General features: G+C 58.1%; 19 protein-coding genes. 10 read left to right on the plus strand and 9 right to left on the minus strand.

Annotation, left to right across the window (positions count from 1 at the left end; all coding sequences use genetic code 11):
• Positions 1-321: 321 nt before the first annotated feature.
• The gene (locus AC6I65_RS04055) at positions 322-1,680 is read right to left on the minus strand and encodes a sulfatase (protein WP_497902787.1); all 1,359 of its coding nucleotides are present in this window, start codon (positions 1,678-1,680) and stop codon (positions 322-324) included.
• Positions 1,681-1,806: 126 nt separating this feature from the next.
• Here AC6I65_RS04055 and AC6I65_RS04060 point away from each other — a divergent pair, with 126 nt between their 5' ends.
• The 3 genes from AC6I65_RS04060 to AC6I65_RS04070 all read left to right on the plus strand — a co-directional run bounded on the left by AC6I65_RS04060 (position 1,807) and on the right by AC6I65_RS04070 (position 5,195).
• Positions 1,807-2,997, plus strand: coding sequence for a sulfatase-like hydrolase/transferase (locus AC6I65_RS04060; protein ID WP_497902788.1), 1,191 nt, complete (start codon positions 1,807-1,809; stop codon positions 2,995-2,997).
• Positions 2,998-3,183: 186 nt separating this feature from the next.
• The gene (locus tag AC6I65_RS04065) at positions 3,184-3,978 is read left to right on the plus strand and encodes an FkbM family methyltransferase (RefSeq protein WP_497902789.1); all 795 of its coding nucleotides are present in this window, start codon (positions 3,184-3,186) and stop codon (positions 3,976-3,978) included.
• An 83-nt stretch (positions 3,979-4,061) separates the two neighbouring features.
• Positions 4,062-5,195 (plus strand): glycosyltransferase family 4 protein, encoded by a 1,134-nt coding sequence (locus tag AC6I65_RS04070; protein ID WP_497902790.1) that lies wholly within the window; start codon positions 4,062-4,064, stop codon positions 5,193-5,195.
• On the opposite strand, the gene AC6I65_RS04075 is transcribed toward AC6I65_RS04070, so the two are convergent.
• From AC6I65_RS04075 to aglG, 4 genes are read right to left on the minus strand one after another with little or no spacing between them, the layout of a single operon-like run.
• Positions 5,176-5,961: a polysaccharide deacetylase family protein gene (locus AC6I65_RS04075; RefSeq protein WP_497902791.1), complete on the minus strand. Its 786-nt coding sequence runs from the start codon at positions 5,959-5,961 to the stop codon at positions 5,176-5,178. The two genes, AC6I65_RS04070 and AC6I65_RS04075, sit on opposite strands and share 20 nt — an antisense overlap.
• Before the next feature lie 29 nt (positions 5,962-5,990).
• Entirely contained in the window at positions 5,991-7,505 is a 1,515-nt protein-coding gene (locus AC6I65_RS04080) for an alkaline phosphatase family protein (protein WP_497902792.1), read from the minus strand.
• Positions 7,505-8,668, minus strand: a complete 1,164-nt coding sequence (locus AC6I65_RS04085; protein ID WP_497902793.1) for a glycosyltransferase — start codon at positions 8,666-8,668, stop codon at positions 7,505-7,507. The genes AC6I65_RS04080 and AC6I65_RS04085 overlap by 1 nt, the downstream gene beginning before the upstream one ends.
• A 50-nt stretch (positions 8,669-8,718) precedes the next feature.
• Positions 8,719-9,639: a glucosyl-dolichyl phosphate glucuronosyltransferase gene (gene aglG / locus AC6I65_RS04090; protein WP_497902794.1), complete on the minus strand. Its 921-nt coding sequence runs from the start codon at positions 9,637-9,639 to the stop codon at positions 8,719-8,721.
• A 134-nt stretch (positions 9,640-9,773) separates the two neighbouring features.
• Between aglG and AC6I65_RS04095 the strand changes: the two genes are divergently transcribed.
• From AC6I65_RS04095 to AC6I65_RS04110, 4 genes are all read left to right on the plus strand, one after another.
• The gene (locus tag AC6I65_RS04095) at positions 9,774-10,688 is read left to right on the plus strand and encodes an NAD-dependent epimerase/dehydratase family protein (protein ID WP_497902795.1); all 915 of its coding nucleotides are present in this window, start codon (positions 9,774-9,776) and stop codon (positions 10,686-10,688) included.
• A gap of 282 nt (positions 10,689-10,970) precedes the next feature.
• The gene (locus AC6I65_RS04100; RefSeq protein ID WP_497902796.1) at positions 10,971-14,021 is read left to right on the plus strand and encodes an oligosaccharyl transferase, archaeosortase A system-associated; all 3,051 of its coding nucleotides are present in this window, start codon (positions 10,971-10,973) and stop codon (positions 14,019-14,021) included.
• Between the two features lie 134 nt (positions 14,022-14,155).
• Positions 14,156-15,226: a pyridoxal-phosphate-dependent aminotransferase family protein gene (locus AC6I65_RS04105; RefSeq protein ID WP_497902797.1), complete on the plus strand. Its 1,071-nt coding sequence runs from the start codon at positions 14,156-14,158 to the stop codon at positions 15,224-15,226.
• Positions 15,227-15,511: 285 nt separating this feature from the next.
• Positions 15,512-17,368 carry a carbon starvation CstA family protein gene (locus AC6I65_RS04110; RefSeq protein WP_497902798.1) on the plus strand — a complete coding sequence of 619 codons (1,857 nt, stop codon included), beginning with the start codon at positions 15,512-15,514 and terminating at the stop codon, positions 17,366-17,368.
• Between the two features lie 99 nt (positions 17,369-17,467).
• Here AC6I65_RS04110 and AC6I65_RS04115 read toward each other — a convergent pair whose 3' ends face one another.
• Together AC6I65_RS04115 and AC6I65_RS04120 are read right to left on the minus strand one after the other, a co-directional pair.
• Complete coding sequence (locus AC6I65_RS04115) at positions 17,468-18,085, minus strand: DUF8052 family protein (protein WP_497902799.1); 618 nt, start codon at positions 18,083-18,085, stop codon at positions 17,468-17,470.
• Positions 18,082-18,480 carry a cupin domain-containing protein gene (locus AC6I65_RS04120; protein WP_497902800.1) on the minus strand — a complete coding sequence of 133 codons (399 nt, stop codon included), beginning with the start codon at positions 18,478-18,480 and terminating at the stop codon, positions 18,082-18,084. The genes AC6I65_RS04115 and AC6I65_RS04120 overlap by 4 nt, the downstream gene beginning before the upstream one ends.
• Before the next feature lie 148 nt (positions 18,481-18,628).
• Here AC6I65_RS04120 and AC6I65_RS04125 point away from each other — a divergent pair, with 148 nt between their 5' ends.
• Complete coding sequence (locus AC6I65_RS04125; protein WP_497902801.1) at positions 18,629-18,856, plus strand: DUF8007 family protein; 228 nt, start codon at positions 18,629-18,631, stop codon at positions 18,854-18,856.
• Between the two features lie 57 nt (positions 18,857-18,913).
• On the opposite strand, the gene AC6I65_RS04130 is transcribed toward AC6I65_RS04125, so the two are convergent.
• On the minus strand, positions 18,914-19,159 hold the full coding sequence (locus AC6I65_RS04130) for a DUF8107 family protein (protein ID WP_497902802.1): 246 nt from the start codon (positions 19,157-19,159) through the stop codon (positions 18,914-18,916).
• A gap of 57 nt (positions 19,160-19,216) precedes the next feature.
• Here AC6I65_RS04130 and AC6I65_RS04135 point away from each other — a divergent pair, with 57 nt between their 5' ends.
• Entirely contained in the window at positions 19,217-19,540 is a 324-nt protein-coding gene (locus AC6I65_RS04135) for a hypothetical protein (RefSeq protein ID WP_254159740.1), read from the plus strand.
• Between the two features lie 141 nt (positions 19,541-19,681).
• The gene (locus tag AC6I65_RS04140; protein WP_497903158.1) at positions 19,682-19,885 is read left to right on the plus strand and encodes a hypothetical protein; all 204 of its coding nucleotides are present in this window, start codon (positions 19,682-19,684) and stop codon (positions 19,883-19,885) included.
• A gap of 25 nt (positions 19,886-19,910) precedes the next feature.
• Here AC6I65_RS04140 and AC6I65_RS04145 read toward each other — a convergent pair whose 3' ends face one another.
• Complete coding sequence (locus AC6I65_RS04145; protein ID WP_497902803.1) at positions 19,911-21,200, minus strand: CobW family GTP-binding protein; 1,290 nt, start codon at positions 21,198-21,200, stop codon at positions 19,911-19,913.
• Positions 21,201-21,281: the final 81 nt, after the last annotated feature.

Genomic DNA, 21,281 nt, shown 5'->3' on the forward strand with positions numbered 1-21,281 from the left:
ATGTCCATTCTGGCTGACCAAACAATCGATGAATATTGCTTGCCCTCCGATGAGAACCTAAAATACGTACTCCCGTATGTCAGCAGTCCAATCGACTCGCTCCCGGGTAAAATGGTTGTGACCGCCAATCATAGCCAAGTGTACTTTGATGGCCTGAAAGGTCGACTTGGCCAATGGTCACAAACCACGCCTCCGAATTCTTGAGCTAGTTGAAGTGCTTTAGGCAGTTGTCGAGGATGAGCGCCGCGATATTCGAGACGGCGAGGTCACCACGGCTAGCGGTAGCCGAGTTTAAGAACCGATTCGGCAGCTCGATCACGCCTAGTCGATATATCCGAGATCTTTTAGTCGTTCTTCGACTTCATCACTTTTCGACATTTTCGGGAGGTCAGTGTCAGTCGCCTCGGCTTCGGTTATATACTCCTCCATAATCTCTTTAAAGCGAGAAACATGTTCAGGATTATCCGTACTTACGTCCATCACCTCTTCACGGTCACTCCTCAGATCGAAGAGTTCGACGGTTTCGTCGTCTCGCCGCCAAAAGCACTTCCAGTGCGAGGTCCTGCATGCAAGTCGGTCACCACCCTTCGCTGTAACTAATGCGACTGGTTCGTCCATTGTATCTCCACGAAGTAAGGGAGCGAAACTCGTCCCCTGTACGTTATCGGGAATCGGGATGTCGACGATATCGTAAATAGTTGGACCGAGGTCTACGAGCGAAACTTGTTGTTCCACGTCACGTGAGTCTGTTCCCGGCACTCGGATAACTAGCGGGACACGCAATAGTTCGTCGTATAGATTTGGATGGTGGCCGAATCGATCATGTTCTCCAAACGCTTCGCCATGGTCTGCTGTGATCACGAGTAGGGTCTCTTCGTAGATACCTATATTCCTCAAGTGCTCGATGATGTGCCCGATCTGCTCATCTACAAAACGGACCTCGCCATCGTATAGCGTTAATAGGTCATCAACGTCTTCCTCTAAGAGTGTTTCCGGCTCCTCCTGCATCCGTCCATTAAGCTCGGTAGTTCGGCTCATTGGAATCGGTGTATCTCCATTTTGTTCTACATATTTGTTCGGAGGAGAGAACGGATAATGGACGTCCATATAATGTAGCCACATAAAAAATGAGGATTCACCGTCCCAAGTGGTATCTATCCAGGAAAGAGCGTTTTCAGTAATAGATGATGCCTTGGCGTAAGCAGATGTCCCTGTCGACATGGTGAAGTAGTGCCAGAATCGGCGGAGTAGTTTGTAGAGCCATGTGTCTGTGTCGAGTCTCCGCTCTACGAAATCTTTCGTGGAAGCGATTGATTCTGAGCCTTCTGCGGCATCTCTAAACTCGCTAAAGCCCATGTCATAGTTCTCATCAGCTCCCAGATGGGGATTAGAATGGTACCCGACAGTTTGGAATCCTTCTTCTGCAAGCGTTTTCGCTATGAACGGTCTAGCGTTGTCGAGATACGAATAACCGCCGTAAGCAAGCGGATGCGTACTTGTCAAAATACTTGGGAAGCTCGAACGAGTGGCCGGTCCATTAGAGACTGCCTGAGAGAACGTGATAGCTTCCTCGCTCAATTCGGCTACGTTCGGAGCTGTGACCGTTCCATATGGACGTCTTGGACAACGATCAAAGCGAAGGCTGTCCACGGTTATCAAGAGTACGTGTGGTTTGTTCATCGGCCTCGTGAGTATGTCAAATTGGATTTAGCGCCTACTAAAGCAATCCCTTTCATCGAGGAGCATTGTCTCATCATCACAAAATAACCACGGGGCTTATCTTATAGGCCTCTGTAGTACGGAACAATGGGAGGAATTTCAGATTTGGCCGACGGAAATGCCGTCGAGAACGTTCTGATATATATCGTCGATAGTCTTCGTCTGGATTACCTTCCGGAGCGGGTATCAGATCTTGGTGTAACTGTGCCAACTATCGCTGCGAGTACATACACAGCGTCGAGCATTCCATCAATGATGACTGGCCAATATCCCGCTACACATAGAGTCTGGGGATTCAATGACGTTGTCGAACGATCGCCCAAACTACTTGAAGGACCAAATGCAGGGTTAGATTTGCGGAACGTCTGGGTCGATATAGATGATCCTGTACAAAAACCACCGAATCGGGTTCTCGATCTAGAAAAACAACATAACCTCAATGAGGCCGAAGATGGATTTACTATTGTAGTCCACGAAAAGGGCGCTCACGCTCCATACGATTTCTTCAATGTAAAGTGGGATAGCTCACCGCCCTTTTTCGAGCATTTTGCCGGAAAGAGTGATCAACTAGAGAACATGTACAAACGCGGTGCAGAAACTGCAGCGGATCGATTTCTCGATACGGTTGATCAGCTTTCGGAACGCGACCTCCTTGAGGATACGCTCGTCATTTTTACGAGTGATCACGGCGAGTTACTCGGCGAAATAGAGAGGGGAGGGATATACGCTCATGGTTCCCCGATATGTCCCGAATTAGTCCGCGTTCCAACGGTGTTCATGGGTGCAGGACTTCCGTCTGGGAAACGCCTCGAATGGGTCTCGTCAGGGACCGACCTCGCTCCAACAGCAATGAGCGCGACTAACCGAGGTACTTTACCGAACGTTGATGGTATTGATTTGTGGACAATCACACCCGATCCAAACCGTATTGTTAGATCCGATTTTTGGGCTCACGGTGGAACTGTTGAGTATAGTGCCAGTTCTGCCTGGGATAGTAACGGGGGATTTGTCAAACAGTTTGGATCACCGCTCGAACGAATTATCTTTGCGATTCACAGAAAACTCTACAAGGGGTTGCAAGCGCCTGCGAACAGAGCACAATTGCCGCGTTCGTTTTTACCACTCGTCCAAACGTTCGGCAAATCTGCGTTGGCCTATGGATCGCCATCTGAAATGACCCACCAGTACCCGGTTTCAGAATTCGAGGAGAATAAAGGTGAAACGGAAGTCCCGGAGGTAAACGAAGAACAACTCAGAGCTCTCGGATACATTGATTAAAACATCATTATAAATCTACAACACAGTAGTTGCGAGTAAAGTTAAACCGGAAGCTTTAGACGATACTGAAAGGGTTTTGCTTGACAATATCAAAGCCATGATTACGAGCATGACGTCCAAGAGATCCTACGATAATCCCCGATGGAATACAATGGTGCGTAGTCAGTTTGGCGCCGTGATCGATCAATGACATTCATCGATTGGCTTCGGTATTCGGTGTCGGAGATCCGTTCAAACGGTGCCACAGGAGTCCATTCGGCCGCTGATGAATTATTCTGGGGTGCTCGTGATCGGTTTCGCCGGCTCGCGCCGCTCACATCCTCCACAAAATCTGTCTCGATAGGGCCGCACACAGTCGATATTCACAATCGCACCGTCGGTGAATTCGATCACATCCGCGCAATCCATAACGAATCACCGAATATTGAACATTTTTGTCGACATCTCACCCCAGACGATTGTGTCTGGGACGTTGGAAGTAATATCGGCGTCTATACGCTCTTCGCCGCCACGATCGGCGCGGAGACTGTCGCAATTGAACCTTGGCAGGAGAACGTCGAAACCATCGAAAAAAACCTCGCGCTCAACGATCTTCAGGCTCATGTTGTCGATAGAGCTCTCGCCGAATCTGCCGGGCCGAGAGAATTTACGCTCGACAATCGGGCAACTGCTGGAGCAGGACGGGGCTCGTTGCTCTCAGATTGGCAGCATGGTGATACAATCACAGTCAAGTGTGTCCGTGGAGACGAACTAGCGGGGCAGAACGTGCCTAAACCAACAGTCATTAAAGTTGATGTTGAAGGGGCTGAGCTATCGGTCCTAAAGGGAATGGATGGTATTCTTGAGGGTGTCAGACGGATATATTGCGAACTACACGGTGTTGACGACGAAGCCGTCCACTCGCTTCTCCTCGAAAATGGGTTTAACATTGAGGCGACTCCAGACGAGAGTGGATGCGGAATTCTAAGAGCCGTTCGATGAAAAAGCGGTGTATTCGAACCGTGATTAGCACAAATACTATCATAGACTATGCTGTTGTAGAGCGATGCGATAGGAGTAAATAAATGAAGATTGCTGTATTCACTGGCCATAGAACAGAGAATCTTGCAAACCCACTTGAGCGAACGAATGAAGATGTTATTATAGTTTCAAACACCTCCTCAAATCTGATAAAACGAGCGGTGATGACGGCCAAGGATGGACGACGGGAACTGAAGAATCAGAATGTGGATATTGTCATCGGTGATCACGCGGGCGTCGTAAGTTTCATCGCCTCATTGCTTGCCGTGGCCTATTCTATTCCGTTCGCGCTTAGGCTTGGTGGAAATATTTGGGAAATCAATCGCGAAAAGTTACGCGAGCACGTAACTAACCGGAATTATGGCGGTATCGCCCTTATTACCGTATTAATATTCATAAACCGTATCACGTTTAGGCTATCAGATTGTTATTTAACGATTTCGAACACTGTTGAACGTGCTATCATCAAGAATACGGAGACCACCCCAGACAGAATCGGCACCATCGGTGTTCCACTCGCTTATGATACTTTCGCCGATGCCTCGCCAAAAGCTATCCGCAAAAAGTTCAATCTCAATGGAAGCCGCCTCCTGATCACCGTTACTAACCTGCGCTTCAGAAAGAAGTACGAAGCGCTCAGAGATGCGTTACCTCAGATCGAGCAAATACTAAACGACAATGAAGATTTACAGTTTATTATTGCAGGGGATGGAACATATTTAGAACCTCTCAAGAATGATATTGACTCGTCGTTTTCGAATGATGTCCGAGATAAGGTGCACTTTCTGGGATTCATTGACGACGTTCAAGGTCTATATGCTGCAGCAGATGCGATGGTGTACGTCTCATACGAGGAGGGTTTCGGAAATATCATCCAAGAGGCGATGGCCGCCGGCTGCCCAGTCGTGGCAAACGACTGCGAAGGCCTGGGTGAGCAGATTACCGACGGTGAAACCGGCATATTAGTCGCTTCGCCCACCGATCCGGAACTGACCAGAGCTATCACACAGTTGCTTTACGAAGAACAACGCGAAGAAATAATTCAGAACGCTCGGGCATACGTTAGCGAAGTAAGTGACCCGGATAAAGTTGGACAAGAAATCGTCGCGGAGCTACGTAACATGTGTGATACGGTCGATACAAAGAGTAGCCTCTTTTCTAAATTTTGGACTCGTTAACCTCAACCTCGGAGATGGTAACAGGATTTTCATTCATAACTCTTTCGAGAATCGTTCGTAGCAGATCAAACTTGTCAACCAAGTACATGCAAGCAGGATGAAGAAGCAATGTCGTGATATCGGTCGCTTTGAGCCTGGCATCAGTATGGTCCAATACCCACGAAGCCCATTCATCCGGGTAATATGAGTCTCCCCCAAATGGACCGTCAAACTCGGCATCTGTAACGAACTCCGGCGTTCGAAATGCGTGATAGAGGTGTTCGTGATCAGGTGGCGTATTTACCGGGACGACTGTGACGTCACCATTTTTCCGGACGTGGCCGGCCGGTTCGACCGGGTCAGAAAAATGGGTAAAGTCATGTTTCGCAAGCAGTGATACCGTATGTTTGTCATGCCGGTATGCGTGGTCGCGCCAACTGGTAATACGAGCCTCAATCTTCTGGAACGCCGCTACCGTTTTACCGATTTCCCAGTCCTGGAAAGCACGCGGACCGTTCCACGAACCGAGACGACCACCGGTGGCCTTCTCCACGGCACGCCACAGTTGGTGAACAGGCGTCGTGAACGCCCAATAGTTGTGTCCACCAAGTTCGACGTTCGGCATCTCCGCGAGTTCACGGACCCGATTTCGCTCTTCGTAGACACATTTACCGGTCAGAAAAAGAGTGACTGGAACCTCGTACTCCGCGGCAATCTCCGCGTATTCGATAGCTGCCTCGACTTCCGTGCAGTCCATGTACGCCTGATCGCGCGTCTCGAGCGACATGTGGTGGACATCGCCGGTGAGACAAACCGTCATTCCAGATACCCGAGGTCCTCCAGCCGGTTCTGAACGCTCTGGCGTCCCGAAGCATCTACTGACTCGAACGGTATGGGGTCACATTCATCGAACGCATCGTCGCCGAATAGCGGGAGCGGCGTGCCATCCATGTCCGTCGGAACTGCACAGCCGACGCTGTGGAGAACGGTTGGAGCGATGTCCGTGATTATCACGTCGCGATCAATCGTTGACACCTCGATATCCGGACCGCTCGCAAGGAAGAGCCCTGTCCGGACGTTCTCGGCTTCCCACTGTCCGACGTCGTCGAATACCGGATTCGGTCCGATCGCTCCACTCGTGTGAACGCCCGGCCGCTGGTCGAAGACGATGTCCGGTGCTTCGTCCGTATAGGGGCCGCTGTAGGCGTCGTCGCTACGCATCACCTCTCGAGCGATCGAATCGCCCTTCTCATTTGTAAGCGCGGACAGATCGTCGATTATAGTATCGACCGTATCGGGATCGTTATCGATGACGTAGATGAGACCCTGTCCGCTGGCGATGGCTCGTGAACGTTCCCAATCTATCTTCTCGAGTTTCTGTTCGCGTTTGTAGCCCTCCTCGTCCTCCGGGATCGAGTCCGTCAAACGATCGGGTGCCAGCCGCGTTACGAGGTCGTGAACGCCGAGTTTGTGGGCAAGTTTCGAGATTCGCTTCTTGTTGATGCCGTACTTCGTGAGAAGATCCGACGTTTCGCTTTCGGAAACCAGGTATCCTTCGGCCTCGAGCCAGCTATTGGCGTAAAACACTGTATCGACGTTTTTACAACCGTGGTCCGACATCAGGAAGAGGTTGCTGTCTGGATGTTCCTCTCGGAGTCGTCCGATATGGCCGTCAATGACCTCCCAGGCACGCCGAGTCGGCTCACCGCGCCAAAAGAAGTGTTGGAGTACGTTAATGTAAAACACCGTACAGTGTGCGACGTCCGGGTCTTCCTCCTCGAGCAGGTGGTGAAACGTCTCCAGTCGGCGTTCGATCAGGTCAACGAGATCATCGGCTTCGTCGCGATCGTCTTTCCCGGTAACTGGCTGGTCGGGATGAAGTGCGTATCCTTCGTCGTTGAGACGCGTACCCAGGTCAGACGGATAGGCGTAATTGTTCTGCTCGCTTCCTGGCCCCCCTGCAACGAGAAATCGATCGACCTCGAACGGCGGGTACGTCATCGGGAGGTTGAGTATGCCCGCAGTTCGGCCCTGTTCGTTGAGGTAGTCCCAGTAGTTGGCGCTCTTGAATGATCGCGAGTCGGGTGTTGTAAGCGTGCGCCTGTCCGTGTCGATGCGCTCCCACCAGAACACGCCCAGCTTTCCCGGGTTCTTTCCTGTGGAGTAACACCGCCAGTTCGGGCACGTGACCGGAGGGAGACAGCTTTCCATATCTGCGACGACGCCTTCGGACCGGAGCGCTTCGATGTTCGGGAGGCGCTCCTCTTCCAGCCATGGCTTGAGTAGCGCCCAGTTCGCCCCGTCGAGACCGAGTACGATTGTTTCAGTCATCAGTGGTTCCCTCTCGCCGCCGTCGCGAACGCCTCGTACCGATCGACGACAGCCGATTTCAGTTGCTTCTCGAAGGCAGCGGTTGAGAACGTTTCGACTTCGGACCGAGGGTCACCGTCGAGCCCGTTCGACTCGAACCGTTCGACGGAGGCCCGAATCCCTGCCGGCGTCCCGTCGTGACGGTACCCGTTCTCACCGTCATCAACGTATATGCCTGGGAATCCGTCGTTGCGCACCAGGACGGCCTTCCCACTGGCATTCGCTTCGATCGGAACGATCCCAAAGTCTTCATTCCGGCCGTTGAACACGACAGCGCGACAGGTCGCCAATAGATCTCGTTTTTCGTCTTCATCGACGAATCCGCGGTACACGAGGTTCTCACTCCGATTTATTTTCTCGACGACCGTGTCTTCGACGTCGCCACGGCCGCCAGCCAGTACCAACTGATGGTCGAGTCCCTCAAACGCTTCGACCACCTCTGGGACGCCCTTCTCCTCGTCGAGACGGCCAAGATGAAGGTAGAACCTGTCGTCGTCGTCTTCGTGGTAGGAGTCGACGGCGACGGGCGGATACAGCACCTCCGAATCACGTTTGTAGTATTTCTGTAAGCGCTGAGCGATAATCGGGCTGTTTGCGAAGTAGCCGTCTACGCGCGGGTCGATCGTGTGATCGCGCATCCGAAGATATCGAATCAGTGGTCTGGCGAGCACCCCGGTCGGGGAATCTTTTCGGTCGTGGTATAGGTCGTAAAACCAGCGCGGAGGTGAGTGGCAGTAGTTCAGATGCAAGGTATTTGCCGGCGTAATGACCGAACGAGTCGTCGCTCCCGACGTGATCAACACGTCGGGAGATCCGTACTCACGCCAATCAACGTCTTCCCAGAGAGCGTATTCAAAAGGTCGACCTACGTGCGCCTGAACCTTCCGAAGCAGGCGGGGAGAGAGATCCTCCGTCACGTCTACGAACCGTACGTTTCCATACGGATTTGGATCATCTGGGTTGGGTTCTCCGATTGTATAGATCCGGTCCACGTCCAGGACATCCGCAAGAATCGTTGCAAGGTATTCTGCGCCTCCCCAGGCGTTGATTCCCCAGTGGGCGATAGCGATGTCGAGATCACGTAGCCGCAAGTCTGTGTCCTCGTCCACTGAAGAGTCACTCATATTTCTACCGAACAAAGTCGGCTGTATAAGCGTATCGGCAAGCGTTCACGTCAACGCCACTTCGTCATTCCATATAAGTAACCAAACCCAACAGCGCCGGTAAAGGCGAACAACATGATGAATTGAACGGCCTTTTCCAAAGAAGGGTTACGAACGAGGTTCCTCGTACGTGCTGGGACGAACTTGCGGAAGAGTCGGCCAAGAAAATCGTACTCCTCGCCGGTCGATTCGGGGACCAGTACTTCCATTCCGCGCTTGGAATACCCTTGCCAGAAGGCGCGGTCGAGCAACCACAGCGGTTTTGTCCGGTAATCGAACACCTTGTGGGCGACCTCCGCTTCGGGGTTGTAGTAGACGCTCTGGTTGTACTCGCTACGAAGCCGGGCACACAGTTCCGTTTCGCCGCCCTGGAGGTTCTCATCCCCCTGACGACCGCCAATAGTTGTATCGAACCCGCCCAAATCGAGGAAAACTTCGCGGCGAAAGGAGATATTCGAGCCGAAAGTGTTTCGAACTTCACCCTTGCCATCGGCGAATCCACGTTGGGTAACTCCGACGAGAAAGTAGAACTCTTCGGGGAGAAAGCTCGGTCGTCCAGCCACCCAGAGTGGAACCATTTTTCCACCCACAGAGAGCGCATTCAAGTTCCCATATACTTCGACGAGTTCGGCCACCCATTCGGGATCCGCTACGGCATCATCGTCGATGAACGCTACCACGTCTCCGGTCGCCACTTGGGCCCCGTTGTTTCGACTCTCGAGAAGCCCAACATTGTTTTCGTTGCAGTGTATCGATACGTTTTCGTGGTCGTCGTAGTCCTCATAGAATTGCTGGCAGACTTCTTCGTTCCCGTCGGCTACCAGTACAAGTTCAATGTCGTTGTGGCTCTGGGCGAGAATGCTATTGACTGCATCTCGAAGGTCCTGATACCGGTCCAGCGTGTGTTCACAGACGACCACCGAGACGCGCATGTACGGGCCTGCGAAACTGAGAGAGTTAGTTATTTCGGTAAACGGCCTCGGGCGCAGGGTAGCCGTTACTTGGACTGTCGATGGCAACCAACGGAACATCAGGTTATTTAATGAAACGAGCAGACCATTGGTGCATGGAAGGAAAACGCGTTCTCATCACGGGCGGTGCTGGGTTTATTGGTTCTAACCTCGCAAACTATCTTGCTTCTACAAATGAGGTGGTTGTCGTCGACGATCTCTACCTGGGGACCACCGACAATCTTATCGACGAAGTCGAATTCCACGACGTGAGCGTCCTTGATGATGACCTCCCGTCCGATGTTGATATCCTGTTCCACCTCGCAGCACTCTCCTCTCGGAATATGCACGAAGATGATCCACGACGTGGATGTCGTATCAACGTCGAGGGCTTCGTCAATGCGGTTGAGCAGGTGCGTAAACAGGGTTGTGAAACCGTCGTTTACGCCTCTACGTCGTCTATTTACGGTAGTCAGACCGAACCATCCGTTGAAAGCATGGATGTCGAGGCACATACAGGGTACGAGGCATCGAAATTGGCTCGCGAACGTTACGCTGAATACTATGCCAATCACCATGGACTCTCGATGGCTGGCCTTCGCCTGTTCTCTGTCTATCAAGGATTCGGAGGTAACGAGGAACACAAAGGTAAGTTCGCAAATACCGTCGCCCAGTTCACGGATCGAATTGCCGCCGGTGAATCGCCAAAAGTGTTCGGCGATGGTACACAGACTCGAGATTTTACTCACGTCGATGATGTCGTGCGCGCGTTCGAACTCGCTGCAGATCACGAACTTGGCGGGGTATATAACGTCGGAACGGGCGATGCCTACAGTTTCAACAGGATGATCGAACTGATCAATGATGAACTCGGCACTGATGTCGAGCCAGAGTACGTTGACTGTCCCTTTGACGATTACGTCGAACACACATGTGCCGACCCATCGAAATTCTCTCGAGCAACGGGTTGGGCCCCTTCGATCGATTTCGAAGATGGAGTGAATATGGTGTGCCAGCCCTACCTCGACTAAGCCGGTGGTTAGCCTGGAATTCGAGAACTGTAAATGCCTGCTTCTCGATAGCGCTCAGGAACTTACTAAGCCGCGTTGGCTACCAGTGTTGATCACTCAATACGGCGTACCTCTCGTGTTTTTATGATCTATCGGCCAATTTGCTCTTTGCGATCGCTGGGACGAATTGCGCTGGATACGGTCAGATTCTCATTCGGTCAACTACACATGAAAACAGTCTCACCAAAAGCTTCCAACAGCAGATAACAAAGTTTATTCGCCATATTGCACTGGTGGGACGTAATGAGTACTGACACTGAACACGTCGACGAGGGAACCGAAACGCCCTCCACCCTCGAGGCGTGGCAGGAGTGGTATCACCTTCCCCTCCTCGGGCTGGTGATACTATTCATGCTGTGGACTCGCCTCCGGTCCTACGAGAACTTCGTCGCCGACGGCTCGCCGCGTTTGTCCGGCGTCGACTCGTGGTACCACTGGCGGACGATCCAGTGGACCGCCGAGAATTATCCATTCACGATGCCTTATGAGGTCTATACTGGCTACCCTACAGGGACCTACGTCGGCCACTTCGGCACGCTATTCGACCAGCTTATCGTCACGGCGGCGATGATCGTCGGTCTCGGGAATCCTTCCCCTGAAACCCTCTACATGGTCGCCCTCGTGTCCATCCCGCTGATGGGCGCGCTCACCGCAATTCCCGTCTTCTACATGGGCCGTCGACTAGGCGGAACCATCGGTGGACTCGTCTCGGTCGTCCTCCTCGCGCTCGTGCCGGGGTCGTTCTTCTACCGCTCGGCCGTCGGCCAGCTCGACCATCACATCGGCGAGGCGCTGTTCATGGCGATTGCGGTCCTCGCGATGATGGTCGCCGTCCGGGCGGGCGAACGTGACCGCCCGATCTACGAACTCGTCGCCGACCGCGACTGGGACGCCCTTCGTCGCCCAACCATCTACTCGGTCCTTGCCGGTCTCGCGCTCACGCTGTTCATCTGGGTCTGGCCCTCGGCGGTATTGCTGATCGGTATCTTCGGCGTCTTCTTCTGCATCCAGCTCTGTGTCGACTACGTCCGAGGGATCTCTCCCGACCACGTCGCCTTCGTCGGGGCCGTCAGCCTCGGTGTGACGGCAATCGGATCCGTGCTCCTGTTCGAACAGTGGTCCGGCAGCGTCTCTCACTTCGGCTACCTCCAGCCGACGCTTGCCCTGGGCGTCGCACTCGGCTGCGCGTTCATGGCCTGGTTCGCTCGCCAGTGGGACGACCTTGAGGTCGACCGCCATTATTACCCGGCTGCGATCGCCGGCCTCCTGATCGTGGGACTCGGCGTGATGGCCGTCATCGTTCCCGAGCTCTACTCCACTGTGATTACAAATATCACGAGACGGCTACTGCCGCTCGACCCCTCGACTGGGGCGCTCACCGTTTCGGAGGCCCAGCCTCCGGACGACTTCACCCAGTACGTCTTTAACGAGTTCGGAGCCGCGTTCTTCACGATGCTCGGCGGACTCGCGTTCCTCCTGCTTCGCCCGCTGTTCGGACGCGAGTGGCGCGCCGAGTACACCCTCGTGATCGTCTGGTCGCTGTTCCTGATCAGCATGGCGGCGACCCAGACGCGGTTCTCCTACTACCTCGCGGTCGCGGTTGCGGTCGTCAACGCAGTCTTCGTCGCGGACATCGCCCGCCTCCTCAGCCTGGATTTCCACCGTACGGCCGACTCGATTCGCGACGTCGAGACCTACCAGGTGATCGCGATCGTCCTCATCGTCGTGATGCTGTTCATGCCCCTGCTCCCGCCAATCGCGGCCGACGGCACCACCACCTGGGAGCGCGGCGAGAACGTCGGGCCGAGCGACGACGCGATGACCTGGGACGAGTCGACGCAGTGGCTCCTCGAGAGCACGCCCGAACCCGGGAACTGGGCGGGCGCAGGCAACCAGAGCGACCTCGAGTATTACGGAACTTACGACCGCCCCGCCGACGGCGACTTCGACTATCCGGGCGGTTCCTACGGCGTGATGTCCTGGTGGGACTACGGCCACCTGATCACGACCAACGGCGAGCGCATTCCACACTCGAACCCGTTCCAGCAGAACGCGCAGTCGTCCTCGTGGTACCTGCTGGCCGAGGAGGAGTCCCACGGTGAGGTAATCCTCGACGGGATCGCTGCGGGCGTTCCGGTGGTGAATCAGCCGGAAGACACGATCCGCAGCGACCTCGAGAACGCCGACAGTGCCGACGAAGGTGAGATGCGCTACGTCATGATCGACGATGAGATGGCCGGTGGGAAGTTCAGTGCGATCACGCAGTGGTCCAACCCGGCGTACAGTCGGTTCCAGACCCAGGAGACGGCAAATCTCAGCGGCCAGGAGTTCGACGTGCCGACGACGAGCGAGGCCTACCACGACACGATGCTCGCCTCGCTGTACCTCCACGACGCGGAGGGCATGGAGCATTACCGACTGGTCCACGAATCGAGTTCGTACTCGATCGTGGGGACGCAGTTGCTCCAGACGCCGAACGGGCTGTACCCGGTGACGACCCGCTCCGGTCGGGTCGGAGCCGTCGGTGACCAGGCGGACAACATCTCGGCGATGCTCGAGGAGGCACGGGCGGCCGACCAGGCAACAATGCCGTTTGGCGGATATGCGGTCGAACTCGGCGGCCGGTATTATCCCGCCTACGCCTACAACGCGTATCTGGTCTCGGACGTCAAGACCTTCGAGCGCGTCGAGGGGGCGAGCATCACTGGCTCGGTCGACGGCGAAGTCGCCGACTCCGACCGCGTCTACGCGCAGATCGAACTCGAGACGGAGCCGGGACGAACGTTCACCTACACGCAACAGGCCAACGTGAGCGACGACGGTACGTTCGAGCTAACGGTGCCGTACGCGACGAACGACGAGCTCGGACCGGAAGACGGCTACACCGATAGCGCGGTCGAGGCGGTCGACGAGGAGTACGAAATCTTCGTCGGGACGCCCGAAGACGGCGAGATCGAGCGCCAATACCTGGGAACCACGGCGGTCCCCGAAACAGCTGTCGTGGATGGCGAGACCCTCGAGGTGACGCTCGAGGAAGGTGACGGCGAGGTCGTGCCAGATCCGGATGCGGAGGCACAGCCGTCCGAGGGTGAGGACGAGAACGAGAGTGACGGCGGGAATGAGACCGACGACGATACCGACGATGACGAGTCCGGCGACGACGGACCGGAGAACGTCACGGACGGCGACAACGAGACGGATGCGGGTTCAGACGATGAAAACGAGACGAACGAAACGAACGACACGCCTGACGCTCCCGCCCTGATCGATCCGGTAGCGCCACAAGCGGACTGATTCGGGTACGATTCTACTCGAGGTGGGCCGCACTGTCGAGTCGAGACGAACACCCGACTCGAGGGCGGGTGTTGCCGGAACGTCGACCACCGTCAACCGCCGACGCTTTTGTGACGCGCATCGAGCAGTCGGGCATGGACGATCACGACCTGCTTCGGATGACGCCCGGGCCCACGGAGGTCCCCGAACGCGTTCGCGAGCGCATGGCCGAACCGAGTCGGAACCCCGACGTCGAACCCGAGTTCGTCAACTTCTATCGCGACCTCACCGAGAAACTCGAGCCGATCTACGGCGACGGGGACGTCGCCATCCTCGGTGGGGAGGGCATCCTGGGGCTCGAGGCCGCGGTGGCCTCGCTGGTCGATCCCGGCGACGAAGTGCTGTGTATCGCCAACGGGCTCTACGGCGAGGGCTTTGCGGACTTCGTCGACCTGTATGATGGCGAGGCGACCGTCTGTGGCGGCAACTGGCGGGAATCGATCGACGTCGAGATGGTGGAGCGGGAACTCGAGTCCGGCGACTACGACGTCGCGACGATGGTCCACTGTGAGACGCCCACTGGCGTGCTCAACGACCTCAAGCCAGTGCTCGACCGCCTCGCCGAACACGACGTGATTAGCGTCGTCGACGCAGTCTCCTCGCTTGGCGGCACTCCGGTGCCGACCGACCGCATCGACGTCGTCCTCGGAGCGACCCAGAAGTGTTTCAGCGCGCCACCGGGGCTGACCGTCTGTGCGGTGAGCGACCGCGCGTGGGAGCGGATCGAAACCGTCGAAACGCGTTCGTTCTACGCGAGTCTCGAGCCCTGGAAGACCGTGATCAAGGACGAGTGGTTCCCTTACACCCACCTCACGGCCAATCTGCAGGCCCTCGACGCGGCGACCGACTTGCTGCTCGAGGAGGGCCTCGACTCCGTCTACGGGCGCCACGAGGCGGCCGCCGAGCGGTGTCGCGAGCGGGCCGACGAACTGGGCCTCGGCGTGTATCCCAAGGACTCGCTCGCGTCGCCGACGGTGACGGCGCTCGACCTCGAGGGGCGCGCGACGTACCTCCAGGCGCAGATCCGCGAGGATCACGGGATCGTCCTCTCGACGGGTCTCGGAGACCTCGAGGACGATATCCTCAGGATCGGGCACATGGGCCACAACGCCCGAATCGACCGGGTCGAGCGGACGATGGACGCGCTCGAGGCCGCGCTCGAGTGAGCGCTCGCCGGAGCGCACATCCAGTAAGTTCTCTCCCCAGTTCCCGGGGAGACCGCTACTCGATCGGCTGACACAAGGAGGTTTTCGTTTCGGGGCCCGTTTCGCGCGGGCCACGCGATGGAGTACCGATCACCCTGGTAATCATTGGATCGACGCCGTAACCATCGATTTACTGCCATATTTCCGAATCGAATATCCACCCGGATATAATAACTTCACCATCGATGGTGTGAATATAACCAAGTATTAAGAGTATCGCCCACACTCTGTGTGGGTGGGCTTGTCATGACACAGGTAATTTGGATCGTTGCCGCGGTACTGGTAACGTTTACAGTGGGGTACGTGGGGTACTCGAGGTACCTCGTACAGTTCGTCGAACTCGACTCGAGTCGAACCACACCGGCACACAAGTACGAGGACGGCCAGGAGTACGTCCCGTCGAAGAAACCGGTATTGTTGGGGCATCACTTCTCGAGCATCGCCGGCGGTGCGCCGATCGTCGGACCGATTACGGCGGGCGCCATCTGGGGCTGGGCGCCCGCGCTCGCGTGGGTCGCCATCGGGAACCCCCTGATGGGCGCCGTTCACGACTTCATCTCGCTGTCCGGGTCGATGCGACACGAGGGGAAGTCGATCGGTTACATCATCGGTGAGTACGTCGGCGAACGGGGCAAAGACATGCTGCTGTGGTTCGCGTTCCTCACCATCATCCTGGTGGTGGCGGTGTTCGCGCTCGTCGTGGGTATCGTCCTGAACGCGTTTCCGCAGGCGGCTACCGCGAGTCTGGTGTACATCGGGCTCGCGCTGGTGTTCGGCGTGTACCTCTACCAGATGAACGCCCCGTTCATCCCCGGGACGATCCTGTTCGTCGCGGGCGTGTTCGCGGGCGTCTGGGTCGGGATCCAGTACCCGCTCGCGATCTTCGAGCTGGCGGAGGGTGCCCACCCCGAGGGAACCATCGTCCTGCTCGAGGGAACGGGTTCGTGGATGCCCGGTGCCGGCACCCCCGCGCTGAACGGGAACGGCGCCGCGTGGGTCCCGGTAATCCTCGTGTACGCCGCGGTCGCCAGCGCGCTCCCGGTCTGGACGTTGCTCCAGCCGCGTGATTACCTCTCGTCGTTCCTGCTGTATGCGGGGGTTGGCGGGGCGCTGCTCGCCATCATCGTCGGGACGATCTTCGGGACGTCCTCGGAGCCGCTCGTGGTCGACAGCAGCATCGGCGCGTTCGAGGGATTCCTCGGCGTCGACGCCGTCTCCCCGTACCCGCTGTTCCCGCTGTTGTTCATCACGATCGCGTGCGGGACCATCAGCGGCTTCCACTCGCTGGTGTCCTCGGGGACGACTGCGAAGCAACTCAACAAGGAGAGCGACGCCCGCCTCATCGGCTACGGCGGCATGCTCGGTGAGGGCCTGCTCGCCGCGACAGCACTGTCGACGCTGGCAGTTGCCGGGCTCGCCTCGGAAGCATCCGGTGGCGGCATCGGTGGCGCGCTCCCGAACTTCGCGACCGGCGGGGGCGTCATCCTCACGAGTTTCGGCATCGATCCCGCGTTCGGCGCCCCGTTCATGGCGCTCGTGCTCGTGAGCTTCCTGCTCACGTCCACCGACACGGCTGCTCGCCTCGGCCGATACATGATGGAGGAGATCGTCGGTATGGTCGGGAGCGGCACCGACACCGGCTTCTCCGGCGGCGTCGGCTCGTTCGCTGGCGGTCGGTACACGAATCCCGTCATCCAGATCACCATCGCGTACGTGCTCATCATCTCCGGCCAGTGGACCACACTGTGGGGGCTGTTCGGCGGCGCCAACCAGCTGCTCGCCGCGCTGGCCCTGCTCACCGGAACCGTCTGGCTGGCCAACTGGGACCGTTCCAAGCAGCTCGTCAGCACCGGTGTCCCGATGGCCATCATGGTCGTCATTACCACCCTCGGACTCGCCTGGCTGGCGTTCTACGAGAACCTGTACGTGAACCTGCTACAGGGCGGTGCAGACGGATTCCTCGCGACCGCTTCCGCGGCCGTCCAGATGGTGCTCGCCCTCGTGCTCATCTACCTGGCGCTCTCGCTGGTGCGCATCGGGTACGGGAACATCTCGCGGGCACGGACGGGTCGCGGGCCTGCGGCAGAACCGGGCGACGACTGAACCAAGAAACGACTACCCCTGCGGTCCCCACTTCCTGCCCTCTCGAGAATTGCTACCGGCTGGTCCGTCGGTTTGTCTCCCTCGCCGAAAATCGCGCCCCTACCGCCAGAATCGCTTCGCGAACCGCGAAAGTACGCCCTCCTCGGGCTCGGTGACGTCGTCCCAGAGGGTGAACGCCTCGGTGACATCGGCGACCTCGCTGGCAACGTGTTCCTCCTCGTCGGGATCGACGACGACGAGATTGACGTCGTAGTGGCCGTAGTAGCCGAACTTCAACAACGTGCGGTCGCGGAAGCCCGAGACGAACTCACTGACCGCGTCCGACAATTCGTCGGCGACGAGCACGAAACTCACGTCCGTCCCGAAGTGCTCCTCGCTGGCGACGATCCGGTCGTCGGCGATGTCGTGACCCAGGTCGACGAGTCGCTCGAGTTCGGCGACTGTCGGTCGCGGCTCGCGGCGGGCGAAGAGGTACTCCCTGGCCTCGTGATCGGCGTACTTCAGCGAGGGATGGAAGAACTGCTTCTGGTTGAGCACGCGCAACTCGCCGTAGAGGTCCCACCGTTCGCCGGCGGCGTGTCGATCCTTCTCGAGGTCGTAGCTGTACATCAGCCGGTCGGAGACCCGGTCGAAGTACTCGTCGTCCCAGTCGGGGACGGCCTCGCGGATCTCGGCGGGGAGTTCCTCGGCCTCGGGGAACTGTTCGCTGTCGCTCATGTATCCTCAGGTTTGGTTTCGGGTTCGGGGTCGTAGACGCGGGCGTCGCCGTCGGCCGCCGGCGCACCAATCGCCAGGACGGACACCGGGTCGTCGGCGTCGACCGGATTGTACGCGCGCTGGGGGCTCCCCGGATCGACGATGAACAGCCGTTCCTCCGGTACCTCGTACGTCTCCTCGGGCGTCTCGACGGACAGCGTACCCTCGAGAACGTAAAATGCCTCCTGCTGGGTCTCGTGGTAATGGTACGCCAGCGGCAGTTCCTCGCCCGGGTCGGCGCGGAACCGATTGATCGCCATCGTTTCGAGCCCACCCGGTTCGGACAGCTTTCGACACTCGCTCGGTCGGTCGGGCGCCGGCTCGACGGCGTCCGGATCGACGATACGATATCCCATACCACTTCGTACGAGCGGGGGAGCAAATAGGCGTCGGTGGTTCTGAGGGGTTCGAGGCTCGAGCTCACACCGAGGCCACCAGTCCGCCTACTACTGCAGACGGCGGTACGCTTTAGCCCCTGGAACCGTTACGTTGTGAACGAGACACATGGGAGAGAAACCCACCGAATCCTGTGGCCGGTGTGCCATGTCGACGGTCGTCGACGCAACCGAGGCCGACCGGTCCGACGAGGAACGGGCCTCCCGCGACCCGTACGCCCGCGGGGCCATCGAGGTCGAGGAGTCGTCGGTTCGTCGCGTCTCGCCGGCCGCGTGGCTCGAGGGAATCTCGACTCGCCTCGACGACGCTGCACGGCGGTTTATCTACGGCCGATAGCTTGACCGGTCGTTCCCGAAGCACCGAGTCGTCGGCGCAGTCGCGCCCAGGTCAGGATCACGTCATCGTGACCGCGTAGGTCGCCGTAAACAGCAGAATTATCGCCGTCGCGACGTTTACCAGCGTAAACTCGAGGATTCCGGCGAACGCGAGCCCCCAGACGACGGTCGTGGCGAACAACGTCGACAGGACGGCGTTCATCGCGAGGAGGACGCGCGGGTCACCCCGCGAGGAGGACGCGGCCTCGTCGAACCCCTCGGCATCGCTGTTGGTCCGGCCCTCGACCTCCTCCGGATCAGTCATACCGAACCACGGATGCTCTGGCACTTAGTTTTTGTCGCTCGAAGGTGTCCGTGCTGTATGCGATTCCGCCTTCGAAATCGCGAGGGAACGCCGGTCGACCCCGTCCCGTTTTTCGTCGTCGCGGGCCTCGCCGTCATGCTCGTTCTCTCGTTCGGCCCGCTGTATGGCCAGGCGATTGGCGTCGGCCTCGAGTATTCGGCCGCCGGTTCTATCGCGCTCTCGTTCGCGTTCACCGTCGGCGCGTACTATCGGCAGGTCTGGACCGTCCGGCCGGAGTTCGTCGGCGTCGTTCCAGCAGAGGTACGCGTCGAGCGCCTGTATTACCTCATGCTCGTGCTCGCGGTGCTCGTCGTCGGCCTGGCGATTCCACTGGCCCTCTGAACCGGTGCGAATTACAACGCTCGAACCGTCCGTACCGCTCGAGCGGTCACGTAGGGAGCTGACGACCGTATCGGCGGTGGTCGTGTGTCACCAATGCACACCCACAAAGGACTGGTAGTGCTGGAACTTGAAGAGTCAAATATGGGAGTCATCGATTCGGTGAAAGCCGTACTCGCGTCGTCCGGGCCGAACGACCGCCCCACGGACGGCTCGCAGGGAGCGTACTGGTGTGACGACTGCGACGTTCGCATCAGAGACGTCGACATCCAGGGCGACCCCGTCTGTCCGAACTGCGGCGAGGAGATGCGCTTCGAGCGCTCGTACGGCCGTAGTTGTGCGTGTTGACCGCGGGTTCGAATCGGAACCGTGCTCAGGGCTCTCGAAGCACGACCTCCTCGCCCTGGACGCTGGGAAACGGTCCCTCGGTCTCGAGACCCTCCTCCCACTCTTCATCTGTCACGAGCGTCTTCGATAGCGCGTCCCGGAGCGCCGTCTCGTCGTAGTCGGTACCAATGAACACGAGTTCGGTGCGACGGTCGCCGTGGTCGTCGTGCCACTCCAGGTTGGGTCGGTTCGACCGGAGCATGTCACGCTCGACGGCGGGGAGGCTGGCGATCCAGGGCCCCTGTACGGTCGCTCTGACCGAGGGACCGGCCTGGGCGACCGTCACCCGCACCTCGTTGCCGGCGAGCCAGGCGGTACCTTTCGAACGGACGATTTCCGACGGGAGGGTCTCGAGGAATGCGGCGAACCGCCCAGGGTGGAAGGGACGGCGACGGCCGAAGACGAACGAGGAGACGCCGTAGACTTCGTCGGGGTGACGGTGGTCGTGGCTGTGGCTGTGTTCGTGATTCTCGCCGTGCTCGTGGCCATGAGCGTGCTCGCCATCACCGTCGCGCGGTTCATCGTGATTATGAGTGGCTTCTTCGTCGTGGGTATCGCCCTTCTCGAGCGCCCGCTTCCAGCCCGGCAGGTCGGCCAGCCGGGTGGGATCGAACAGCTCCCGCCCCAGGAGGCGATCCGGATCCACCGCCGAGAACTCCGTCCGAATCGTCTCCGCGTCGGGCTGGAGCGCCCGGACGAGCTCGGCGGCGTGCTCGAGTCCGCCCTCGCTACACAGGTCCGCCTTGTTGAGTAAGACCAGGTTCGAAACCTCGACCTGTTCGACCAGCAAATCCGAAAGCGGGCGATCGTCCTCGGTGCCTCGGCGCTCCGGGACCTCGTCCCCGGCGAAGGCCTCGATGAACGCGGGCGTATCCAGGACGGTCACGAGTGTGTCGACCGCGTAAAGCGCGGCGACGCGGGACTCGGTAGTGAACAGCCGCGCGACGGGTGCGGGCTCGGAGATGCCTGAGGATTCGACGATCAGGTGGTCGAAGTCCCGGTCGCGAGCCAGGCGGACGACCGCGGTCTCGAGGTCGTCCTGGAGTTCACAGCAGATACAGCCGTTCGAGAGTTCCGCGACGCCGTCCTTGAAGTCGAGTTCGGAACCCTCGGCGATCAGTTCGGCGTCGACGTTGACCTCGCCCATGTCGTTGACCAGCACCGCCAGCGACCGGTCCTCGGCGGTCGTCAGCAGGTGGTTGAGCAGCGTCGTCTTTCCCGCGCCAAGGCTTCCGGAGAGAATCGTGACCGGAATCTGATCGGTCTGCCCGTTCATACCGGCTACTGGGGCCGCGTTCCCTTGAATCCGATCCTCGAGCGCTCGACGCCGCGATACCTTTTACCCGTCGGCCTCCCA

It is taken from the genome of Natronosalvus sp. KLKA75 (assembly GCF_059736265.1).